This window comes from Bradyrhizobium tropiciagri (genome assembly GCF_001189845.1).
Lineage (GTDB): Bacteria > Pseudomonadota > Alphaproteobacteria > Rhizobiales > Xanthobacteraceae > Bradyrhizobium > Bradyrhizobium tropiciagri.
Map to the genome: position 1 here is coordinate 1 of NZ_LFLZ01000002.1, position 22,036 is coordinate 22,036.

A 22,036-nucleotide genomic window follows, 5' to 3' on the forward strand; every position below is an offset into this window, starting at 1 on the left:
GCACCTTCACACCGCAAGAATGCTCAAACTACTTCCAGGCCGCAGGATATGGTTCAGCGTGATCGGAATCTGCTCTAGCCAGCCAAGCGGGGCAACAATTCCTAGCGGCTTCCAGCCCGCGGAACTCCGCGCGATAATGGGCGCTCATGGCCTCGAAACATCGAAACACCACCCCACGCCCCTCTCTGAGGGGCGACCGAAAGGCGCTGAAGAAGGAGGTTTCGCGAGCTCGAGCCACCGGATCTACAGCATGCGATCCAGCCTAGGTCGGTTTCCGTTCAAGGCCTTCATGACTGACCGGCGCGATCGCGCATGGGCGTCGACCGACGGCTTTGCATAAGTTTAGCTGAGGAAATCGGGCTGAGGCTGCGAAACGTCCTTCACCCGAGAGACCCCCGTTGCTTGGTTGCAGAATGCGGAACAAGGCTGGCGAAGAACCGTTAGACTTTAGCAATGCTGATCTTCCGTATTAACCCGTGATTGCCCACAGCATAGGCGCTTGATTTAAGCATCGTCGAACAAGCTACGGGCCTTCACGATCGACCACGTTCTGGGGCGATAATTGTTTCAATAAAGGGGACTAATTAAAGGGGATTAGACGAAGTGACGTCAGTTTCAAGCCATTTTCAAGAACCGCAGCTTCATGAAACCGGTATTCTAGAGGCAGCCATCCGCGAAATCTATGCGGTGGTCTGCAAAAACGTTGTTGCATTGATCGTGGTGCCGCTCATTGCAGGTACCCTTGCCGCCGCTTACGCGAGCTTCCGAACCAAGGAGTATACTAGCCAGGCCTACCTGCGGCTTGAAGAGAACTCGGCACGGGCCACCGACGCCATCATGAGCACTGCTTCCGTCCTCGATCAAATACTCGCCAAATTCAAGGTCGACGGCGCGACCGCCGAGGATCGCCGCCGCGCACTCGACAGCAAACGGTCGCTCTCCGTCCCGCCAAACCAAAACCCTAAGACATCGCCACTGTACCGGCTTAGTGTAACCGACCCCGATCCGGCGATGGCGCAAGCCATCAATGCGGCGTTCATAGAAGCGTGGCTTGAAGCAACAATCCCGCCGCCAATTAAACTGCGGTCACTGAACGACGAGATTGCTCGAACGGAACAATTGATTCCGCAAATGTCTGATCTGCTCAACATCATCAAGAAGGCGTCGCCGCCCATGTTGCACGCCGAGAACACGCTTTCGGAGGATGCCTTGACCCCGGCCATCGCTCTTATCACCAAGATAGATCAAGCCAGTCAACGAATTGAGGACCTAAAAAGGCAGACGCTCGGGGCCTCGCAGGACGCGGTGTTTAGCCCGCCGAACCTGCCCGATGCTCCTAACCCATCTCATGCCGCTCGCTGGGGCCTGCTCGCAGCAATCGCAGCCGAGCTACTACTCCTGATACTTCTGCTCGGGCGCTCGATTCGAATGCTCCCAGCTGCAGTTGAGTAAGATCAGGAGCAGAGCAGCACCATGGCTTTACGGCCATGGTGCAACTACAAGCACATGACCAGACGCATGATGTTCGAACATGTCTTCTGCGATTACTGCGAGGAAGATTATGCGCCAGAGGAGCTGGCTGTTCTCGCGCCACCAACCGGAGACGGCAAGCTGATTTGCGCGCGGTGCCTTGAGATCAAGCTGCGCCGGGCGATCGCGGAGCTGGAGCACAAGAATTAACAGACGCCAGCGCCCCAGCCCGTACAAAGCTGGGGCGCCCACGACCAGCCTCCTGAACGCGGATTACAGGGGCTGCACAATTATAGCAGCAGCTGACATCCACATGCAACCGCTGGCTGAGCAGCACCCCGAAGGGCTATCGCTTACGTTTTTGCGGTGCTGGAGCGGGTTGCGATGCTGCAGCGGGAGTGTCAGCCCTTGCCGATTCCAGTGAGTTGACTCGCGCACTGAGCGCGCCCAGCTGGTCAGATATCAGCTTTTGCTCGCCCTGTCGTGCAGACGTCTTCTGCTGGACATCGCCGACTTGGGCACCGAGCTTTTGCTGATCCTCCTGCAAACCCTGAACTGCCTGTTGCAGCGAAGACAAGGTCTGCTTCATCTGCTCAATAGCCGGGTCCGGAGGAGGCGCGACCGCTGCTTGCTGTTGTGTGGCTGCAATTTTTGTTGCGTTACCGTAGCTCATCCAAAGCCCAGCGGCAGCGACGATGAGGGCGAGGATAGCCACCATCAATGGCAGTGTAGATCCCGGCCGAGCGTCGGCGGGAGTTGAGCGGTCGTCGGTCATGAGTGATCCCGAGTTACAGATGACGGACCTAATCATCCAAACACATGTTGGTTCCGGGCGCCAGTGACAGCAATGACAATGCTGCTCCATTCGCGCCCGGGTGCAGTCGCAGGTGGGTTTTAGCCGAGCCGTTCGATGAGCCAGTGCACCTTGGTGTCGGCCGGCCAGTCGTTTTGCAGCGTGAGCTTGATCTCCTCGACGAGCACCCTCAGGCGCCAGGCCTCGCGATCGTCCCGCACCTTCTCCACGTATGCTGCTTCGCTGTCGGTGATAGCCATGGCCTGCGTTTCTGTATGGCTGGCAAAAGAGCGCAGGAACCTATACGCCGACCAGCCCGCCACAAAGGCAATGACGAACACCAGGGCTGGATACCACGGTTGGGCGACGACGTCCCCAATGACGCCAAGTAACCAGGCGAAGCCTGATCGGAATCATCGAGATATCCGCGCCGATCGAGCCAACGCTGCAAGACCTCTGCAACATCAGTAACAGCAGCAGCAAGGCCCAAAAAAGAAATCATGACGGCTCCGAATATGACCGCCCTTCCGAAACTAAACTTCAAGGCCCCCCCCTAAAGACTTGAAAGCGAAATAATTTAGGGATTACACGCGCGGGCTCGGCGGTCAATCCGGAGATCTGCAGGGACTCTGTTTCCGATCGCGCAGTCAAAAGCACGCGAAGCCGGAAATAACCCACGTTAATTCCCCGAAAAAATCACCGAACTCGGCCGGGGAGACAGCTACGGAGCGGCGATGGCGAACAGGCTGAAAACCGAATAAGCATAAGCAAGCCGGCCTCCCTACACTTTACAATGCGATATTCGGCTTCATTATAGCTCACCGTTCATTGCCGTTTTTCGGAATATCGCATGTTACTTTTTATGCCTCGCGGTGCCGCTTTTTCCCCATCAGCTGTCGCGGCGTGGAGGCTCAATTGGCTGCGCTAGCTTCCGATTGGGGCAGACTGATCCCGGCGCTGATGATTGCCATTGGCTTTGCACTAGTAGTGGCCGGATTGATCGCTAGACGCCGGCTCGAGCGATTTCAGGCCGAGCAGGAAGAAGAGCCGAGACCTTCGCGACCGCAGATGGCACCACTTCCGCGGTTGCTTTCGACTGAACGATCCAACAAAGAAAATCCCGACGCCGGTTAAGGCGACGAGCAGAACACAATGGGCCCAGCTAGGCATCTGGTGATCAGAGCTGCGAGCGAACAGCGCGATTCGACTCAGCGGGCTCAAGTCACTAAATTTGACATGGGACCTTAGTTTGTTTGGAGCTGCGTCATGCGTCGGTCCGATTGGACACCTCGATGTCGCGGCCGGGCGCCTGAAAGATAGCATATGACGTCGCCGCCGAGACCGCCCGCCTGATGAAGGTCGCCGAGGCAATTGTTCATGAGATGGACCGTCAGGGCGTCGCAGACATGCTGGCCGATCGTGGCTTCAAGATAATGGATCTGGCAAAGGTTGTGATCCGCGCCGCTGATGGTGACGTAGTGCCGTTCCGGAGGCCGCAGAGTTGATGCACCTCGCGCTCTGCCCCACCGTCATAACCGGCACCTTGACCTAGCCGTTGTACGCGAGTGCGGGGCGTCCAATAGCCCTGCCGGCTTCGCACTCAGGCGACCGGGCGGAAAATGGCCTCGCTTCACCTTCTCCGTCCACGCTGACCGAGCCACCTATCGCTTGGTGCGTTTTGGGGGCAGAAGCCGCCTTTCGGCCCTTGCCGATTCCAATGAGTTAACACGCGCGCTGAGGGCTCCGAGTTGGTCAGAAATCAGCTTTTGCGGTGCGATCGTCAACGGCGCTCCCCCGTTCGAGGACCGTACCGTGAGCCAAACGACGCTGGCGGTACTGGAAGCGCGAGCAAAACGCTAGCACATGAACCGCATCGGCCCCCGCACCGCGTCACTCCCGCGTCGGGAACAAGTTTAGTTCCACTCCATGAGTGCGTTTCTCTAAACGCAACCAGTGGAGTAGCATTTAGGTTCCCCTCAGTAAGAGTCAGGGACGCGCCATGTCTGCTTCCAAGCGAAGCTCGAACGATTTGAAAATCTCGCCGACGAGTGCGAGCTAATCGCTAGCCGATCGCTGGAAGTCAGCAACCGTGAACTCTATCGGAGGCTCGGTGCTCACTATCGCGAATTGGCCACCGATATGCGGGCTGTCATTGCAAGTTTGGACGCCGCCGCGCAGAACGGCCAATGGAGCGGACCTATGGAGTCGAACCATATCTCCGCCCTTGGACAGGGCGGCGCTCAACCTAGAGCTGGCCCGCAGCTCTCCGAACACAGGCAGCAAACGCTTTTCAGCTCCTAAAGGAGCGGAAATCAATTTTATTGATCGCCGGCCGCGCTGTGGACCATGCGACCTGCGACGCGGCGTTGCTGTAGGGCGGTCGAGGCTGCTTCGAAGGTCCTCCCGGTCCCGCCGGTGCTCAGGGCGAAAAGGGTGCGCAAGGTGCACAGGGCGAGAGGGGCGAAAAAGGAGAACCTGGCCCTAACGGTGACAAGGGTGACCGGGGTGACAAAGGCGACCAAGGCGATCCAGGCAAAGATGCGCCGGCGCCGGCGGCAACGAGACGATGAAGAGCGCACTTCACCTGATCTTGCTCACGGCTAGGCGCCTTGCCCCTCTTGCTCCACTTCCAAGAAGGAAACGTGGAATGTGATTGGGTGCTTGTTGCCGTCCAAAAGCACGCGGACCTTCGTTCGAGTCACGCCGATGCCGACGATACCGGCAACGATCATGAGGTCCGTTGGATCGCCGGACACATCCTCGCTTGCGACATCCAGAAAATATCCGCCAGGGATGTCGGAAGGGCGCGGCCGCGCAGCCTCGGAAGGAATCGGAAGCAGCTACTCGCCGTGATGGCTCGGCTCGAACTCGAGGGATGGCTCAAACTGACGTGCGCCGACCCGGCAAGTTGAAAGGTCAATCCAGCGGTCCATGATGGGCGTTTCGATGAAATCAGGCGCGCCGAAACGGAGCGTCGTGCCGCCATTCGCGGCGAGATTGCGACCGCGGCAGCAAGCCGGCGGGCAGCCGAAGGACGTATTCAGTGATCGCCGCACCCCGTCAGCGGCGTCAGCGGGTGTCACCGCTGTCAGCGTCACCGCACCGCACCGTCGCATCTAAAATCGCGCGCTGCTCTTGCCGTACCGCGCTGACAGGCGCTGACACCGCTGACGGTCTGAAGACCCGGCCAGCGTGTGACCGTCAGCGGTGTCACTTGCGCGCGCGAGAATATCAAGGCTTTTTACCCCCTCCTCCTGCTATTTCTCCTCCTATCTCATCTGGGCGGAATCCGCTGACACCGCTGACGCTTGCCGCTCATGGCCCGTTTGGCTGAGAGGACCGCATGAACCCGTTCGAACCTGGCCGCCGCTTCAAATCCCGCGGACAGCGCTACGAGATCCTCGGAACGAAGGACCATTGGACCCGGGACGACCGATATCTCGAGATGATCCGATATCGGTCGATCTGCGCTCACCCTGGGTGCAATCGCACCTTCGATGCCGTGACGACGAAGACGATGCTTCGGAGGGGCCGGCTGAACAAGCGGTGCAAGCTCCACCACGCTCCCGGCGTCCCCGCGCCGGTGAAGAAGGTCCAGAAGGCAGCAGCGAAGAAGGCCAAGCCGAAAACGCCTCGCGTAGCACCGAGAAGCCCTCCGATGAGCCCTGAGGCGCGCGAGCGGGCCCGGCTAGTGTGGAAGGCAGAACTGGCGGTCAAACGGCCAGCAGCCGTCCTACCTCGATTGAACGGCCATCAGACGGCCTTGCATGCAGGCGCCGTTCACGGCAATCTGGCGTTGAGCTCCAGAACGGGGGATTCCGGATGCCACGAGGTCAATTCATCACCGTCTTCACGTTGGGATTTGCAACAGCGATTGCCCTGCTGAGTGTCGCCGTCGGCGCGGCTATCTTCTGGTCGGGCGAAGCCTCGGCGTGGGCCTATGTGATCCTGCAAGCGCACGAAGTACCGAACAATTGGCTCGAGCCGGCCTATATGGGGCTATTCGTCGCCGGCACCGGGCTGTTCCTCGCGTACTGGGTCGTCCGGATCGAGCAATCCATCGTAGGCTGGGCGGCAGATCGCACGATCGCGAAGCTGAATCGCGAGTACAACGAAGTCGCGCAGCGTTATGGGCAAGACAAAGCCGACGAGTTCATCAAGCAGCGAGCGTCGGCGCTATTCGAGCGCGAGCGGTTCGACCTCTTCGGCCGGGATGATCTAACGCGGGCGATGGCGGCCGCCGGCGTGCGCATCCCGACGAAGCCGTAGCGTCACCATTCGAACTGTCACCGCTGTCACTTAAGGCTGTCAACGCCAACCGAATTTGAGTTCGGCGAGCGAGGTCGCGTCCCGACAAAACCGTTCCGCCAGCGTCAGTAAATTCCCTGTACCCGGCCCCGCTGACGCGCGTTTCGCAAACTGAACCCTGCGCAACCATTCAACGTCTCTCAAAATCGTAAAACCAAACAAACTCGACAAAACGCCGATAAGCGATTGAAGCACGATGTGCTTCACAAAATCTCAACTCTCACATTTGACAGACACGTGCCATCAGCGCTCCCATCTCGCGAAACCACGCGTGTGGAGAGCTCAATGGCCGAGCAGAAAGTCTATGATGCGCACACCGTCATCACTCACCTCAAGCTGTGGAAATATGAGATCGACGCATTACTCGAGATCGGCATCATAGTTCCCGTCGGACGAAACGCTTTCGGTCAGTCTCTATTCTCCGCGGAGGCTATCGATCGCCTGGCATCCAACGAACACCGCGAGCGGATCCGCGATGCTCTGTGGTGGGACTTCGAACCGCACCCGGATCGTAAGGGGCCACGCGGCCGGCCATGGGTGGCACCGGTCGAGCTGCCCTTCTATCCGTTCGACAATGAGGAGCAGCACCGGTGGGCGAAGAAGCTCCACACCCGGAAGAAGCAATATGCGCCCTTCCCTCACCGACATGGCGCCAGCGTCGCGCGCTTCAAGCAGATCGCCGAGGACAAGGCCACGAAGGCATTTGAAAAGGCGCACGGTATCAAGCGCAACCGCGCGCGATCGCAAATCCTGGTCGGCCGCAAGCAGCTGCCGATCACTCGGGGCAAACTTTTCGCCGCCGTCTGGCGCAAAACCATGGCCCGGGTAGCAGCGGACCTAAGCATCTCGGAGCGCGCGCTGCGCGAGGTTTGCAAGAAGTACAGAATCCCGATGCCGACGCGTGGACACTTCAACCACAAGCGCGCAAAGGATCGCCCGCCGAAGCCGAAGTTGCCGCCGTTGGGAGATGCAAAAAAAGAGCCCACCAATCACTAGACCGGCAGGCTCAGTTGGTCGCAGAGACTCGCCGAAACCGCGACATCGACGAGCTAGTTTGAAAAAGTGAACACAAAGGTTCGCAAGCTTCGACCTTAGTAGCAGCGACCTTCCGTATTAACCCGTGGCTGCATACGGACACGGCGGCGTGATCTAACCACTGTCAAACGCCAAACTGGGGAGGCTGATCATGAAGAAGCTCATTTTGACCGGCGGTCTGATGCTCGCAGCAACCGCCGCACAGGCGCAATGGACAAATCCGAACACGCATACACCCTATGCGCGATGCCCGAACCAAAGGCCCGCCTCTTTTCAGGGACGGGCTACGACGGTGCGGGCTTGATAGATCTCAGGCCCCCTCAGACCGGTTGGGCGCCTCAGCCGGCCTCGCGCAGTTGCAGCGTAATCACTTGCAGCCTTGGAAGCGCGATTTAGGGCGCTGGCTGCTTGTTGCTCGGATTGGTTGTGGGTGGTAGTTTCCACCCCCTTCTAGCAAGGGGGCCTGAGTGCTCTTCAATTCGTACGAATATCTGTTGGCCTTCTTGCCAATCTCGGCCATTTTGTACTTTACACTGATCCGTCAAGGCTGGATGACGAGTGCGAAAGTCTGGCTGGTTATCGCGAGTTTGGCGTTCTACTCGTGGTGGGGCTTGGCGTATTTGCCTCTCATCACGTTCTCGATTTTCGTCAACTATGCCACGGGGACAGCGCTCAGTATCGCTCGCATCTCGCAGCAAGGACGGAAGGGCCTACTGGCAGCGGGGATCGTCTTCAATCTCGGGCTACTGGGCTACTTCAAGTACGCAAACTTCTTCGTCGACAACCTGAACAACCTGACCGGCAGTGACATTCACTTGGCCCGGATCGCGCTTCCTTTGGCGATCAGCTTTTTCACGTTTCAGAAGATCGCGTATCTCATAGACAGCTACCGCGCCGAAACAGTCGGGTACAACTTCCTCGACTATGCGTTGTTCGTCACATTCTTCCCGCAACTCATCGCAGGGCCTATCGTTCACCACAAGGAAATGGTGCGGCAATTCGCCGGCAAGCTAAGCCCGCGCGACTATGGGAGCATTGCAACTGGACTTTCTGTCCTGAGCATAGGCTTATTCAAGAAGGTGATGATTGCAGACACCTTCGCCGTGTTCGCCGATTCCGGGTTTGACGACACAACCAGTATCACATGCCTTGGGGCATGGGTCGCTAGCCTGAGCTACACCTTCCAACTCTACTTCGACTTCAGTGGATACGCGGATATGGCGATTGGTTCGGCGCTGATCTTCAACATAAAGCTGCCGATCAACTTCAACTCCCCATACCAAGCAATCGAGATCCAGGATTTCTGGCGACGATGGCATATCACGCTGAGCCGGTTCCTGCGTGACTATCTCTATATTCCCCTCGGCGGTAATCGACATGGCAAGCTCGCGACATACACCAATCTCTTCCTGACCTTTCTAATTGGAGGCCTTTGGCACGGCGCTAGCTGGATGTTCGTGATCTGGGGAGCGATGCACGGCGCTGCCGTAGTCGTTCATCGGGTCTGGTCGCAAGCTGGAAGGACCATGCCGACAATTTTGGCATGGCTTCTGACATTCAACTTCGTCAACATTGCCTGGGTATTCTTTCGGGCAAAAGATATGACCTCGGCTCGTCGGATTCTTTCCGGCATGGCTGATCTAGGCGACGGTTCCCTCTTTAAGATGTTCGACATTGACCAACGCTACGCAACCATCCTGATCGGCGTCGCCCTCGGAATCGTCCTTCTAGGAAAGCCTACGGTCGTCTTTTGTACCCAATCCGACCATGAGGAACGCAGCAGCGTAATTTCCGGGGCGGCGCTCGCGATAAGCCTGGTAGCCATGTCGTTTGTCACCGCCGGCGCCTCGCAGTTTCTCTATTTCAATTTCTGATCGCCATGCACCGCATTTCATTATTTCTCAAATCTGCGGGCTTAACGCTAGCGATCATCCCCTTGATGTGGATCTTGTCCCTCGGAAGATATGAGCGGGCAGAGCACTGGCTACGGAACGTCTATTTTGTGAAGGAGCGTCGCGCCGAACAGATTTCCGGACCAAAAACATTGATCGTGAGCGGGTCGAATGCCCTGTTCGGCTTTGACAGCGAGGCGCTGGAAAGGATCATAGGCCAGCCCGTTGTCAACCTTGCCGGTCACGCGGGGCTCGCGTTGAGTTTTCACATCAATTTAGCGCTTAAACACGCGAAGGCCGGCGATACCGTGATCATGCCGCTAGAGTTTGCCTACTACGCGGAGACATCCGGTCTCACAAGCTGGCAAGTGGCCAACATGCAAAGCTGGGGAGCTCGTTATGTCGATTGGGATCTCCCGACGTTGGTGAGCTACTTTCGGAATTCGTCCTTTTCGACATTGCTGCTAAGGACGTTGATACGCCGAATACCGGAGGACCCAGAAAGCAAAGTGCTAGCTGCAGTCGAACGAAACTCAATCACAGGGATTGTGTCCTGGCATGGTTATTCCTACCGGTCCATGAACGCCAGAGGCGACATCCTAGTGGGAGAAGCCGGGCCTGCGTTTGTTGGACCTGCTGATTACACGAGAGGCGAACTCACGCAGTACGCTTTGGATCAGCTCGGCGAACTCAAGCAAACGTTGGAGAAACGTGGAGCGAGATTCCTTTTGACTTGGCCTGTTTCCATACGAAACGAAGCCTTCGATCTCCAATCAGAACCGCACCGTGCGATTGTGGACGGCCTGAAAGGAAAGTTACTGTCGGCAGGGCTACCGATCATTTGCGACGCCGCGAACTTTCAGTTCGATCGTTCTCTTTTCTTAGAGACCCGATACCATCTGGGAGTTCTTGGAGCTGAGCTGCGAACGGAAGCGCTGGCTGCCTGTCTGCAACATCGCCCTATAGACAAATCCGCTGCAGAAGCACGATATCTAAGTAAGCTCCGATAATTCAAGGCGGGAAGCAGTGTGCGTTTTTACGTGACAGGATTGCGTGCCAGCCGCTTCTCCAGCGCGCTGGCTTATTACCGCCGACCGTTTAGCTGATGAGGAATGCCGCGTTTGCGCTGCGATCTTCGCGGCGCGCCCTCCTCAATAACATCGGCCAGTGCTTCGGCGAGTGCGCGGGCGGCAGCGAGCGCCACCTTGTTGTCGTTCATGTCCTCCAGTGCCGCAATGATTTTCAGTGCTTCGAATTCGAGATGTTGCAAGCTCGTTGTGGTAATGCCCTCCGGCCGACCCGTTCGGCAGCGAAAAGAGACTAACAGCGTTCGCCCCGTTCTGTCCGTAGGCAAGAACGCAACAGCATTGTTCAATGCCGTCCGCAGCGCCTACGTCACCGCCCCACCGTCACCGCATCGGGCCCTGTCGCAAATCTTCGCCACAATGCCCGAGTACCACGCGCCGTACATCGACCCGACCCGGCGCTCCTAGGCCTCGCGCACCCATGCCTAGCCGTCCGCGGTGTGCCGCCAGCCCCAAGCCAGCTGCGCTTTCCGCAGACCTAACGTTAGCCTTATCTCGCACCGCAGTCAGGTTTGCCTTCGCACGAGACATTCGGCCGCGGCTATGACGACGGCCTGGTGTCGGCGATTGCGATCTGCGAGATGCTCGACCACGCCCCCGGCAAGTCGATGGCCGATCTGAAGGACGCGCTGCCGAAGACCTGGTCGTCGCCGACCATGTCGCCGCATTGCGCCGACGAGGCGAAGTATGGCGTCGTCGATGCCGTGGTGAAGCACTTCGAGACGCTGCAGCAGAACGGCGGCAAGGTCGCGGGCCAGAACATCCGCGATCTCGTCACCGTCAACGGCGTGCGCGTCACGGTCGAGGACGGCAGCTGGGGCCTGGTGCGCGCATCCTCGAACAAGCCGGAGCTCGTGGTCGTGGTCGAAAGCCCGGTCAGCGAGCAGCGCATGCGCGACATGTTCGAAGCGATGGATCCGGTGCTGCGCACGCATCCCGAGGTCGGCGCGTACAATCAAGGCGCAATACCTCTACTGGTCTAACGGAGACGGCTACAAGATCATCAGCTCCAGCGCAGCCGAAGACTGCGCGGTTGTAGCCGCGAACTGGCCCAAGCTGGCCGATCCGGCAAGGCTGAGCCAGGAGGACGATCTTTCGAGCTGTTAAGCGTTCGGGTTCTGGACGGCTGGATTGGATCTCCAATAGAAAAATCCCGGCCCCATTAGGCGCGCGGCAGGCGTGGCGCTCGAGCAGATCAGCGCGAGTGCGACGACGACGATGATGCGGAACATCAGCGCTTGAGGTGGATATCGACGAAATTCGTGATGATCCAACCGACGCCGCCACTCAGCGGCACCGCGATCCAATAAAGCCAGCGACCGGCATTGCGCACACCCGTCGCCTGGACCGTGACGTTCTCGACCACCTCGACGACAGGCTTCATCTCCGCGATATCCTTGATCGCAGTTTCGACCTGCGTGCCCATCTTCGCCATGTCCCGCGCAACCCGTCGACCTTGGACGACATATCGTTACGGAGCTGGTCGACCTTCTGATGCAGCTCACGCCGCCCCGCCGAGGCGCTGTTCTCGTGCGCTCGCCAGGTCCGCTCTATGCTGCTGACGGTCGAAATGAGACCGCCGATCTTTTCCGCCATTTCCCGCAACGCGGCCTGCGTCGCCTCGTCGCTCATTCCGCTTTCTTTCGCTTGAACACGCTGAAACCACGCGACGGCTTGTCCGCCGGCGCCGCGCTGTCGCACGACACGCCCTCGACCCGACCGATGCCCTCGCGCGTGTCCTGGTATTGGCAGACGGCGCGCCGCAGGCAGGCGTTCACCTTTGACAGCGCCGCACGATCGGTTTTCCAGAGCCGCTCGACCTCGCCGGCGTCGAGCTCGAGGTCGGGCGTATCGACCGGCTTGCGCTCGCCAGGCACGCGAGGCCCGCTCGAGCTGCAGTGGAAGCGCTTAAGTCCAGGAAGCACGCGCTTGCGGGGTTCCCGCCTAGTAGCGCGGCACAGAGCGGGGCTGCCCGCGGCCTGACTGTCTCATTAGGTTTGTGGGACTCTATATGATCCGAAGCCGCCGCATCGCTTGTCACGCCGCGGTTTCGTCCCTTGCACTCGCCCTCGGGTTGCGGCTGGATTAGCCGTTGGAGGGGAGCGTTTTGATGAAATATATTGACCGCGTATTGGGACCTAACGAAGAGGTACTCTACGAGACTGGCTTGCATTGGATAATATTCGCCGCTCCGATCGCCGTCTTGGCTATTGCTGCATTCACTGCAGCTGACCTGGGAAACAAGAAGAGCCCGATTGCTGGTTTCGTGTTCTTCGCGTTCGGTGTAGTCGGCGTAATCGCTCTCGTGAAAGCATTGATCAGTTGGGCGACCACCGAAATAGCTGTCACCACCCGTCGCATTGTTTTGAAGCGAGGTCTCATCGCTCGAGACACTATCGAAATCAACTTCAACCGCATTGAAGGACTGGACGTCAAGCAGACGGTCCTGGGCCGCATCTTTGATTTTGGAACGGTCGTCGTGCGCGGCACCGGGGTAGGCTTACAGCCGATGCGCAACGTGTCCGCTCCGATCGAACTGCGCAAAGCTGCGTTCGGAGATCTGACGGCGTGCACTCGGTCGTAATACACTCGGATCCGTGTTGTCGAGCTCGGTCACGGCCGCGGAGGTCAAGCGCAAGCATCGTTTGGCGGCTTTTACACGCCTCATTGTGTGAATCGTGCATAACCCGAACATCGCTCCCTTACCGCGGGCAGTTGGGGCTTACGTTGGATTCGCTCAGTGGAAATGCAGAAGGCCGGCGGTTGCGTCGCCGGCCCTCCAAGCCCACCGAGATGGCTCCCTGCGGGGGTGGCTTCGGGAAGCGCCCGGATCCACCCCTTGGAGCTTGCACCATAGTCGCCAGTCCGGCAACGCCTACGTGTCGTGTATAGCTGTGGACATCATCGGGGGGATTCATGCGATTGCCCGGAACGCCCGCTATTCCTCTTGAGGAGCTACGCCATCGATTGGTGAGATCGATGATGCAGTTACCGTCCGCCTCCGCGCTGGAGGAGGACCCACTCTCATCCGACGTGATTAAATGGGTCGGCGACGTCAGCGCTCTGCTTGACGCGACCGGAACCCGCCGCATGAATTTGATGCTGTGCGTATTGGGTCTGCGTTTCTTGTTTGTGGGCTCGATAGACAGCGGAAGAAATCCGTTTTTGCAGCTGTTCCCTAAGCTGGTTGCAGAGGTTATCAGCAGAGTTTCACCACGCCAGATCCGCCGAGCGCAAGGTGCGGCATCGGTTCTTTCGCGGCGTGCGAGGATTTGTGAGATGGACGCCTTTGGTCGGCTACCCTGAGATCACCGGCCGGAATGTTGCTCGATCGATGGTTGAGATGCTAGAAACCAAAATCCCGACCCATAGTCCGCCGGCGGCATCAAATAATGGCCTTCACGTCCTGGTATTTTGCGTTGTTTGTAGCTGCCGTCCTTGTTTTCTACTACCTGCCAATCTTCGCAGCATTTCAGGTTCAGATATTGATTGCGGCAAGCGTATTCTTTTACGCTTATGGTCAGCCCGAGCTGTTGCCGCTCCTGCTCGTAGCAGTCATCGGCACTTACATCTTTCTCGTGCTGACAATCCGCAACAGAGCGTGGCTGCCACTCGGTATTGTCTTCAATCTCGGTCTGCTGGCTTTCTTCAAATACAAGCTTATCTTCTTCGCAGCGCCCATCGCCACCGGCAGTCCCGTGGGAGATTTCCTGCTCAATTTGCCCTTGCCGATCGGCATTTCATTTTTTGTCTTTCACAATATTAGCCTGCTAGTCGACCGGTCAAAGCAGAACATACGCTGCCGGCTGAGCGACGTCTTTCTCTATGTGATCTTCTTCCCGCAGCTTGTGTCTGGACCGATCACGCAGGCCCGCAATTTCTTTCCTCAGATCAAGCCGAAATTACTGGCCGATGTTCCGACCATTGATGCCGCAAGGTGGCTAGTCTTGGGCTACTTCTTCAAGCTGTTCGTCGCCAACAACCTCAATGAGATGACGGCTTATATGGCTTACCCTCTCTTTGAGACCCTGAAGACTGCGGACAAGTGGCTTCTGGTCTTCCTCTACAGCTTCCAGATCTACGCCGACTTCTTCGGCTACTCGTCCATCGCACTAGGTCTAGCGCTGCTGTTCGGATACCGGTTGCCGGAGAACTTCAACCGGCCCTACATCTCGACATCCATCGCGGAATTCTGGCGCCGCTGGCACATCTCGCTCTCGAGCTGGTTGCGCAACTACCTCTACATCCCATTAGGCGGCAGCCGCCACGGCGGCGGCCGCACCTATCTGAATTTGATGGTCGTGCTGGCGCTCGGTGGGCTGTGGCACGGTGCCGGCCTGTGTTACCTGGCGTGGGGATCGATGCATGGTGTGCTTTTGGCCGCCGAGCGGCCGTTCTTGCCATGGATGGACCGCATCAATTCGACGGCGCTGGACGCGGGACGCGCCGCGGTCATCTTCGTCATTGTCTCGCTTCTTTGGATATTCTTTAAATTGCCGGACTTCGCGCATGCCTCGTCCTACTTTCTTGGCCTCTTTCAAGAGAGCACGATCGCGAACCCACCGAAGATCTATCGGTCCCTCGCGTTTGCCTATTCGTTGCCCGTCATAGTTCAGCACTTTGCTGTGCAATCTAATTCGAAGCTCTTGGGTGCGGTCGAGCCATTTGCCTATGGCGCGCTGGTCGCCCTGATGTTCGTGGAAGCCGGCCCTGACTCGGCCTTCATTTATTTCCAGTTCTAAGCGCGCCCGATGTCGTCGTGGATCCTCAAATTGATCAGCACTGTCGCCCTGCTCCTCCTGGCGTTTCGATTGATGGCGGGAGGAGCCGATCAGCCGCTCGTTACGACCACTGAAGCGAACAATCTGCTGTCGATCAGAAAATACATCAACGACGAAAATCCATCGGTAGTTCTCGTCGGCAGTTCACTGTTGTTCAGGATATCTGAGAGCTATTTCTCTTCTTTGAAGGTGGACAACCTCGCCTTGGCTGGAGAATCGTCGATCACTGGACTTGCGATAATCGAAGACCGACCCACATCCCCCAGACTTGTCATCATCGAGACCAACCTAATTGTTCGCCCTGTCGATAAGCTCCTCGTTGCCGCATCCCGTGGCCGGGCTACCTTCGGCCGACCGATCCGCATTCTCGCTCAAAAATACGAAGATTTGATCCACACACCGCCCGACAAGGATAGGGCCAAGCGAGACCAGGACCAGATGCTGTCGATGCCTGCGGCGGACGCTGTCAATCAAACGCAACTCGCGAGATCAATTGCTGCGTCGTTCGCTGACTATCCGAGCGCTGTCGTCGAAGCCAATCTCACCGAAATGACCCGGATGATCTCTACTTTGAAGAAGCGCGGGACAAGAATTGCGTTGCTCGACGTCCCCATGTCACCGCAACTCGAGAGTGAGCCGCTCTTCGCAAAAGCTAGACAACGTGTGAGGTTGGCGTTTCGAGATCAGAATTGGCTAGAGCCAAACGTTGAGATGTCCGAACTTCGATGGACAGACGGAGCTCACTTTGACACTCGTTCGGCAATCATCTTCGCCCGAGCCATAGAAGCCAGCGCCAAAATTCTTCTCACAAGTAGCGGTCAGTAACTCCGCGATAGCGCCAAATCGAATTCACTAGTGGCCTCGATCCGCAAGTGCGGTGAATGTTCTGGAAATCTACATCGGCGTAGAATCCAGTCCTTAGGGGTGACGCCTACCGCGAGCAATTGCCTTGAGTTTGAGTCGCTTCGCAATATTTTATGCCGGCTGGGCAAGTCCTAAATTTCGGGTAAACCCTTCTTGGGCGTTTACTTCTTCTAGTTACGGCCGGGATACGCGCGCGTCATGTCAATGAAACTATCTCAGTCTTCCACATACCGCCCAGATATCGACGGACTGCGGTGTGTTGCCGTAGCTACGGTCGTCATTTTTCACGCATTCCCCGAGGCGCTCCCCGGTGGCTTCGTCGGCGTGGATATCTTTTTTGTCATTTCAGGCTACCTAATCTCAGGCAACATCTTTAGCCGCATCGACGCGTCAATGTTTTCCTTCTTGGAATTCTACGAACACCGTATCCGTCGAATCCTTCCGGCACTCGCAGTCGTTCTGGCGGCTGTCATGACAGCAGGATGGTTCATCCTTCTTGGAGACGAATACGCGCAACTCGGCAAGCACGCTACAGGAGCCGCAATATTCGCATCGAATTTTCTGCTTTGGCATGAGAGCGGCTACTTCGACAATGCCTCAGCAACCAAACCACTGCTCCATTTGTGGTCTCTAGGCATCGAGGAGCAATTTTATATTGTCTGGCCGCCGATCTTGCTGGCGGCACGAAAACTACGCCTCAATTGGTGGCTAGTCTTGGTGACGATATTCTTGGCTTCATTCGCCGCGAACATTCACTATCGCGGCATCGACCCCGTTGCAGACTTCTACTCGCCAGCGACAAGATTTTGGGAGCTAACGATCGGGGCCGTATTGGCGCTGGCCGAACGTGACTTCAAATGGATGGCTGTATTTCGCCGGCTGTGGGTCGGCGTGTTTGGGATCGCAATAATCGCTATATCGGTCTTCTACATTCACGAGGGAATGCCGTTTCCGGGCTGGTTGGCAATAGGGCCGACGCTCGGATCAGCGCTCCTCATAGCATCGGCCACGCCGTTGCTCGCGAACCGTCTGTTCGTTGGCATCGGCCTCATCAGCTATCCTCTTTACCTCTGGCATTGGCCACTCCTCTCCCTTGCGAGAATTGTCGGTTCGGAGACCCCTTCGACGGGGATTCGAATTAGCGTGGTCGTTTTAAGCGTCGCACTCGCGTGGCTAACTTATCGATCGATAGAGAGGCCCATTCGGTTCGGGCCAAGAGAACGGGAAAATGTTTGGGCATTGACGTCTGCCCTCACGGTAATTGGCATCGTTGGATTTATCGCTTCGCGAGACAATGGCTTCGAGGGCCGGCATGTCGTTAGTCTCAATCCTCTTGCCCGCTCAGGCGCGGCCGATAGGGATGAATTAGACAAAGTTCACATTGCACAGGGCTGTGGAGTCAGTCCGGAAGCTGGCAAATTGCTTGCACTCTGTTTCCATGATCCGCGGGGTACGGCCAGGTATGCATTGATTGGAGATAGCAAGGCAGGCGCATTGTGGAAGGGCGTCTTCGGTGAAACCAGACAGCCCGGTTACTGGGTCTTCCTCGGCAGCAATGGCCCACATGGCGCCAATGTTCCCGTGATAAGCGATGCTTCTGAATATGAGCCGTATCAGGCCCTCATCAGACCTACGATAGAAGCGCTCGAAACAAACAGAGATATCAAGGTCGTGGTTTTTACAACGGCTATGAGAGCACTTTTTCAACTCAAGAACTCAACTTCAATCGACGACCTGCCGGCGAGCAAGAATTTCGATATTGCATTCTCGGGCTTGAACGAGGCAGCCAGCAGACTGATCAAGGCCGGGAAGAAGGTCGTCTTAACAATCGATAATCCAGCGCTTAACGATCCAAAGGAATGCCTCTCTCGCGTCACCGCCATCCCATTCCTCCGCAGGGTTTTGAAGGCAAGCCGCGTAGACGGCTGCTCGATCTCTTATGATCGATTTCTTGAACTCTCCGCGCAATATCGTCTTTTGCTGGAGAAGCTGAAGCGCAAACACCCAGAGGACCTACTCATCTTTGACCCTTTGGATTTGCTGTGTGACATGAAGGCCCGGCTGTGTTCGTCATCGCTCGATGGACGACTCTTGTACGACGATTCCGATCATATTTCGCAGTACTCAAGCTTTCGTATCGCAAGGAAACTTGTTCCATTTGTAGAGAGCTTGGACGGAGGTGCTCCTTGACATTAGGCGACGGCCCATCAGATGCTGACTAATCCGATACACTCCTTCGCTGGCAAAAAGATAAAAACGAACTGATAAAGCCATTACAGCTTCACTTCAACGGATCTGAGCGCAATTTCCATCAGAGCGAGACACCCGACAAGCTGAGACACGTCGGAATTTTCCGATATCCGCGCTTCCTCGCCGGCAGCTACGCAGTTCGCCTACAAGACATTCAGTCTCCTGTTTCGCTCGAGGCGCCAGCTTACCTCGACGGCAATATGCTGCGAGGTGAGACTGTTTCGGAAAGCCTGTGGGAACGCATCTAAGGCTTCGTACCAGGCTTCGGGCTGCCGGGTCTCACTTATAAGCCAGGATTGCTGATACGCAGAAGCCGCATGAGGCGTTAAACCACCTCTCCCTCCGCCCCACCGGTCAAAGCCGGCGACCGGGTCGATCAAGTCCGTTGATGACTCACGCCGTTGCCGAAGCTGCACGCCGCAAAAAGAGACCAAATCGGCTCGCGAACAGCATGCGTTGCCATCCATCGATCCCGTCAGGGATGGCGCGACTGCGGGGAAGCCGCAGTCGCTGCCGCATGTAGGTCATGAGCGCGCGGCGCTGCGTTCGAGTTGCGACGAAACTCAATAACGCGCAACAACCGCGTCCGCGCCGAATTTGTAAGAGAGGCCGGCACGAACAACATCCAATGTCTGACTTCCTCCCCTGTCCGCTGAACTGAGAAGGGGAGATCCGGGGTTGATGCTGGTCACTTGCTCATGTGCGCTGCCGAAGTCGTAGTGCAAGTACTCAAGACGAGCGATCCAATTGCTTCTAAGCACATTGGCTTCGGCGCCGACACCTGCCACCCAGCCAAAAAGGTTGGTCGGTGTTGTAGTGGAGCTAATGCTTCCTGCAACAAATGGCGATGTTGGAACAATTCGAGTCGTGGTCTCATCGACTCGTTCCCAAGCCGCACCAGCAGTACCGTAAAGCATGAAGCTCGAACCGAGCCCGTCGGCAGCGAAGCCGAGACGCGCGCGCACGGTGCTGATATACTTTATGTCAGTGCTCACGGTCGCAGTGAACGGAACAACAGGAGTAAGAAGACCAGCAACTGGATCACTCACTCCCTTAATACCGGTGGAGCTGAAATCGCCTTCCACACCCGCGACTGCGTATCCAAATTGCCAATTGTACCCGGCATGCCCACCTGCGACCCATCCTTGGGACTTGAAGCCGACCACGGCGACGCCCGGAAAGACGGTTTGGCTGAAATCATCGTCATTCCAGCCGTAACCACCATGAAGGCCGAGATAGAACCCAGCCCATGACGGAGCCGCGGCGATTGGTGCAATTGGACTATTCACCGCTATGTCCGCTGCCAGCGCGTGCCAAACGGAAACGCAAGAAGTGACGTTACGAGTGCAAGTTTCTTCATTTCAATCTCCTGATGACAGCGCGCAACTAACGCGGGAATTTTGCTAGACTAGCGTCGTAGAGATTGATATGACCTCAGGGCAACAGCCGTACATTTCCACACCCACCGATTGCAGTTTGCCAATGTGGAATTGACCAACCTCTAGCCGGCTCATGTTGACCACGAACAAATCCTAGCGGCTTCCCGCTCATCGGATTCAGCGCAATGATTGGCCAATGGGCTCAAAATCCAGGGAATACATGTTCGGCGCGACGGTCAGGCATCTGGCTGAGCGAGCCAAGGAAGCGAGGCTGACGGCAGACACGGCCGCCTGTCAGGCCTGGAACGCCCGCATGCTCGCCTTCCAAGGGCCCGCCCAACCTCGCCCGCCCTCGGTGACGCGCTCAACGCCAGCTATCGCTATCTCGAGGTGAAGTGCCTCGGCTGCGAGACTCATCAGACGGTTACGCTCGACATTGTGCGGCGACCAAAATGGACGCCGATCCACGAACTCGAGCGTTACATGCGGTGCAAGCAATGCTCTCGATCGAGCGGCTTTCCGTTCAAGCGCAGTCATTTGGTGGCATTGCGGACGAACAAGATCTCCGCCATGAATCCTCCTTCGACTTGGTGGCCCGAGGAGCGGTAACGGCTACAGCGACAAACCGAGGTTGCGAGCATGAGCGAGCAAGAAGCTGCCGGATCACAGATTCGAAGCCGACGCTAAAGTACGCGGTGGTCCCTATGCCGGCGGGGCACGCCTTTCGCGTCGGTGTCCATCGTAACAGGGCAGACGTTCCAGTCTGGATTGGCACTAGGAGCGAGCGGATCTCGTACGCGGATCGCATAGGCGCCAAAATTCGAAAATTGGCATCGGACAAAAGTCAGATGCTTGATGTCGTTCGGATACGATCCCTCAAACGAGAAACAGGTGGTCGAACCGCGCGGCGTCGTGTTCGGGTCAGCACGCGTCCCGAAAGACAGATCATAGAAGCGGACACTCTCCATCTGCACGCCAGCCGAGTGCGTAAACAGTGATCCCGTGTCAGCATCCAGGAAGATGTACGAAGGCCGCTCCGCGCCGGATGGCACGCCGAAGACTCCGTTGGTGCAACCCTCTCCCCTGAACTCCAGACCACTGTGCAGCGGCAGGGAGGCAGTAATGCGGTAACGGGCGCCGCGCGGGACGAGGATTACTCCGCCGCCTGGCAACGCCACGATCGCGGCCTTGAATGCGTTGGTATCGTCGGTGATCGCGTCACCGACTGCGCCGAAATCTTTGACGCTGACAAAATCGCGCAGCTTGTCCTGCCACGCGCGCGCAACGGCGCCAGTGCCGGTCTGAAGGAAGCCCGCCCACACGGGTTTGGTTCCGTCCGACAGCGCGGCGAAGCCGGCCGTTCCCGACGGGGAAAGTGAGTCCGGGCCAGGCACGCCTTGCGGACCTTCCGGCCCCTGAGGACCTTGATCACCTCGTGGGCCTTGCGTACCCGATGCGATGTTGGCGATGAACAGCCAACGACCCTTGGCCAGATCGGTGTCGAATATCCCCGACGTATGAGAAACCTGGCATCGATACAGCGCCCCCTCGGCAATGACGCTGCTCCCGACGGTGTAGTCGGTCGACGCCGCCCAAGCATCCGCCGGTGCGACCCCGGCACTCTGCAGTGCGGGTGAAAGCTGATCGAACCCGATCGCGCCGTTCTGGATCTTCCCGTCGGCGCGCGCGATACCCTTCAGAAAATCAATGATCTCGGACGTCGACAGCGCGACCGCATTCAGATCGGCGTTGACCTTCGTTGCCGGCAGCGGCCGGTTCGGATTCGAATTCTGATACGAGACGTAATCGTGCTGACGGGTGTATTTCGTTGGGGAGGCCATGGCTGCCGACGGGTTGATGTGGGTTGCGCGGTGTTGCCGTCGGCGAAGCGGCGTTGCGTCCGTGAATGGAATTGTAACTGCGAAACGGTTGTCGAAAAGTGAATCGATCGCCGCGATCGGCAACGGCAGCGCGCCGCTCGAAGCGCCAGAAGAGGCGTGGCCTCTTGCACAACACCTTTGTCGTTGACTCTTCAAACCACCCGATGGGCCGCGCTCAACCCACGCGTATTGCGGCTCCAAGGAGCGTCAGGAACAAACGATGCGATCGTGCTTCCAATCGTAGTGACACGAACTCGTGCCAGGAGGCCCGACGTCATTTAATTGTGCGTGATGAAAGG

General features: G+C 57.6%; 21 protein-coding genes, 1 tRNA gene and 2 pseudogenes. 15 read left to right on the top strand and 9 right to left on the bottom strand.

Annotated elements, in window-relative coordinates:
* Window positions 1–603 precede the first annotated feature (603 nt).
* Complete coding sequence (locus AKN84_RS01820) at window positions 604–1,452, top strand: Wzz/FepE/Etk N-terminal domain-containing protein (RefSeq protein ID WP_050419085.1); 849 nt, start codon at window positions 604–606, stop codon at window positions 1,450–1,452.
* Window positions 1,453–1,518: 66 nt separating this feature from the next.
* Window positions 1,519–1,680 (top strand): hypothetical protein, encoded by a 162-nt coding sequence (locus AKN84_RS47140; protein WP_157863234.1) that lies wholly within the window; start codon window positions 1,519–1,521, stop codon window positions 1,678–1,680.
* A 136-nt stretch (window positions 1,681–1,816) separates the two neighbouring features.
* Here AKN84_RS47140 and AKN84_RS01825 read toward each other — a convergent pair whose 3' ends face one another.
* Both AKN84_RS01825 and AKN84_RS01830 read right to left on the bottom strand, forming a co-directional pair.
* Window positions 1,817–2,245 carry a hypothetical protein gene (locus AKN84_RS01825; protein WP_128970339.1) on the bottom strand — a complete coding sequence of 143 codons (429 nt, stop codon included), beginning with the start codon at window positions 2,243–2,245 and terminating at the stop codon, window positions 1,817–1,819.
* A gap of 119 nt (window positions 2,246–2,364) precedes the next feature.
* Entirely contained in the window at window positions 2,365–2,604 is a 240-nt protein-coding gene (locus AKN84_RS01830) for a hypothetical protein (protein ID WP_050419087.1), read from the bottom strand.
* A 1,011-nt stretch (window positions 2,605–3,615) separates the two neighbouring features.
* Here AKN84_RS01830 and AKN84_RS47145 point away from each other — a divergent pair.
* Window positions 3,616–3,768, top strand: a complete 153-nt coding sequence (locus AKN84_RS47145; protein WP_157863235.1) for a hypothetical protein — start codon at window positions 3,616–3,618, stop codon at window positions 3,766–3,768.
* 682 nt (window positions 3,769–4,450) lie between these two features.
* On the opposite strand, the gene AKN84_RS47150 is transcribed toward AKN84_RS47145, so the two are convergent.
* Window positions 4,451–4,523 (bottom strand) — tRNA-OTHER (locus AKN84_RS47150).
* Between the two features lie 580 nt (window positions 4,524–5,103).
* Entirely contained in the window at window positions 5,104–5,361 is a 258-nt protein-coding gene (locus AKN84_RS44440; RefSeq protein ID WP_128970340.1) for a hypothetical protein, read from the bottom strand.
* A 757-nt stretch (window positions 5,362–6,118) separates the two neighbouring features.
* Here AKN84_RS44440 and AKN84_RS01845 point away from each other — a divergent pair.
* The 5 genes from AKN84_RS01845 (at window position 6,119) to AKN84_RS01860 (ending at window position 10,508) form a co-directional block, all read left to right on the top strand.
* Complete coding sequence (locus tag AKN84_RS01845; protein ID WP_128970341.1) at window positions 6,119–6,532, top strand: hypothetical protein; 414 nt, start codon at window positions 6,119–6,121, stop codon at window positions 6,530–6,532.
* A 324-nt stretch (window positions 6,533–6,856) separates the two neighbouring features.
* Window positions 6,857–7,567 (top strand): hypothetical protein, encoded by a 711-nt coding sequence (locus AKN84_RS01850; protein ID WP_050419091.1) that lies wholly within the window; start codon window positions 6,857–6,859, stop codon window positions 7,565–7,567.
* A gap of 190 nt (window positions 7,568–7,757) precedes the next feature.
* A complete protein-coding gene (locus tag AKN84_RS47155) occupies window positions 7,758–7,910 on the top strand; it encodes a hypothetical protein (RefSeq protein ID WP_157863236.1) in 153 nt (50 codons plus the stop codon).
* Window positions 7,911–8,073: 163 nt separating this feature from the next.
* The gene (locus AKN84_RS01855) at window positions 8,074–9,480 is read left to right on the top strand and encodes an MBOAT family O-acyltransferase (protein ID WP_050419092.1); all 1,407 of its coding nucleotides are present in this window, start codon (window positions 8,074–8,076) and stop codon (window positions 9,478–9,480) included.
* Window positions 9,481–9,485: 5 nt separating this feature from the next.
* Window positions 9,486–10,508, top strand: coding sequence for a hypothetical protein (locus AKN84_RS01860; RefSeq protein ID WP_050419093.1), 1,023 nt, complete (start codon window positions 9,486–9,488; stop codon window positions 10,506–10,508).
* A 74-nt stretch (window positions 10,509–10,582) separates the two neighbouring features.
* Here the strand turns inward: AKN84_RS01860 and AKN84_RS01865 are convergent, their stop codons facing one another.
* Window positions 10,583–10,768 carry a hypothetical protein gene (locus AKN84_RS01865; protein ID WP_050419094.1) on the bottom strand — a complete coding sequence of 62 codons (186 nt, stop codon included), beginning with the start codon at window positions 10,766–10,768 and terminating at the stop codon, window positions 10,583–10,585.
* 336 nt (window positions 10,769–11,104) lie between these two features.
* On the opposite strand from AKN84_RS01865, the pseudogene AKN84_RS01870 reads away from it, so the two are divergent.
* A pseudogene (locus tag AKN84_RS01870) lies at window positions 11,105–11,566 on the top strand (phosphomannomutase/phosphoglucomutase); the annotation flags it as partial.
* 248 nt (window positions 11,567–11,814) lie between these two features.
* Here AKN84_RS01870 and AKN84_RS01875 read toward each other — a convergent pair.
* On the bottom strand, window positions 11,815–12,009 hold the full coding sequence (locus AKN84_RS01875) for a hypothetical protein (protein ID WP_128970343.1): 195 nt from the start codon (window positions 12,007–12,009) through the stop codon (window positions 11,815–11,817).
* Between the two features lie 202 nt (window positions 12,010–12,211).
* Window positions 12,212–12,460, bottom strand: a complete 249-nt coding sequence (locus AKN84_RS01880; RefSeq protein WP_050419097.1) for a hypothetical protein — start codon at window positions 12,458–12,460, stop codon at window positions 12,212–12,214.
* Between the two features lie 233 nt (window positions 12,461–12,693).
* Here AKN84_RS01880 and AKN84_RS01885 point away from each other — a divergent pair, with 233 nt between their 5' ends.
* The 5 genes from AKN84_RS01885 to AKN84_RS01905 all read left to right on the top strand — a co-directional run bounded on the left by AKN84_RS01885 (window position 12,694) and on the right by AKN84_RS01905 (window position 18,418).
* Entirely contained in the window at window positions 12,694–13,167 is a 474-nt protein-coding gene (locus tag AKN84_RS01885) for a PH domain-containing protein (protein ID WP_128970344.1), read from the top strand.
* Window positions 13,168–13,562: 395 nt separating this feature from the next.
* Complete coding sequence (locus AKN84_RS01890) at window positions 13,563–13,889, top strand: hypothetical protein (RefSeq protein ID WP_050419099.1); 327 nt, start codon at window positions 13,563–13,565, stop codon at window positions 13,887–13,889.
* Window positions 13,890–13,975: 86 nt separating this feature from the next.
* A complete protein-coding gene (locus AKN84_RS01895; RefSeq protein ID WP_050419100.1) occupies window positions 13,976–15,325 on the top strand; it encodes an MBOAT family O-acyltransferase in 1,350 nt (449 codons plus the stop codon).
* A gap of 30 nt (window positions 15,326–15,355) precedes the next feature.
* Complete coding sequence (locus AKN84_RS01900; protein ID WP_128970345.1) at window positions 15,356–16,189, top strand: hypothetical protein; 834 nt, start codon at window positions 15,356–15,358, stop codon at window positions 16,187–16,189.
* A gap of 237 nt (window positions 16,190–16,426) precedes the next feature.
* Window positions 16,427–18,418 (top strand): acyltransferase family protein, encoded by a 1,992-nt coding sequence (locus AKN84_RS01905; RefSeq protein WP_050419102.1) that lies wholly within the window; start codon window positions 16,427–16,429, stop codon window positions 18,416–18,418.
* Window positions 18,419–19,041: 623 nt separating this feature from the next.
* Here AKN84_RS01905 and AKN84_RS44450 read toward each other — a convergent pair.
* Complete coding sequence (locus AKN84_RS44450; protein ID WP_128970346.1) at window positions 19,042–19,767, bottom strand: outer membrane protein; 726 nt, start codon at window positions 19,765–19,767, stop codon at window positions 19,042–19,044.
* Window positions 19,768–20,053: 286 nt separating this feature from the next.
* Here AKN84_RS44450 and AKN84_RS48695 point away from each other — a divergent pair.
* Window positions 20,054–20,466 (top strand): annotated as a pseudogene (locus AKN84_RS48695) (hypothetical protein).
* A 74-nt stretch (window positions 20,467–20,540) separates the two neighbouring features.
* On the opposite strand, the gene AKN84_RS01910 reads toward AKN84_RS48695, so the two are convergent.
* Window positions 20,541–21,821, bottom strand: a complete 1,281-nt coding sequence (locus tag AKN84_RS01910; RefSeq protein ID WP_128970347.1) for a glycosyl hydrolase family 28-related protein — start codon at window positions 21,819–21,821, stop codon at window positions 20,541–20,543.
* Window positions 21,822–22,036: the final 215 nt, after the last annotated feature.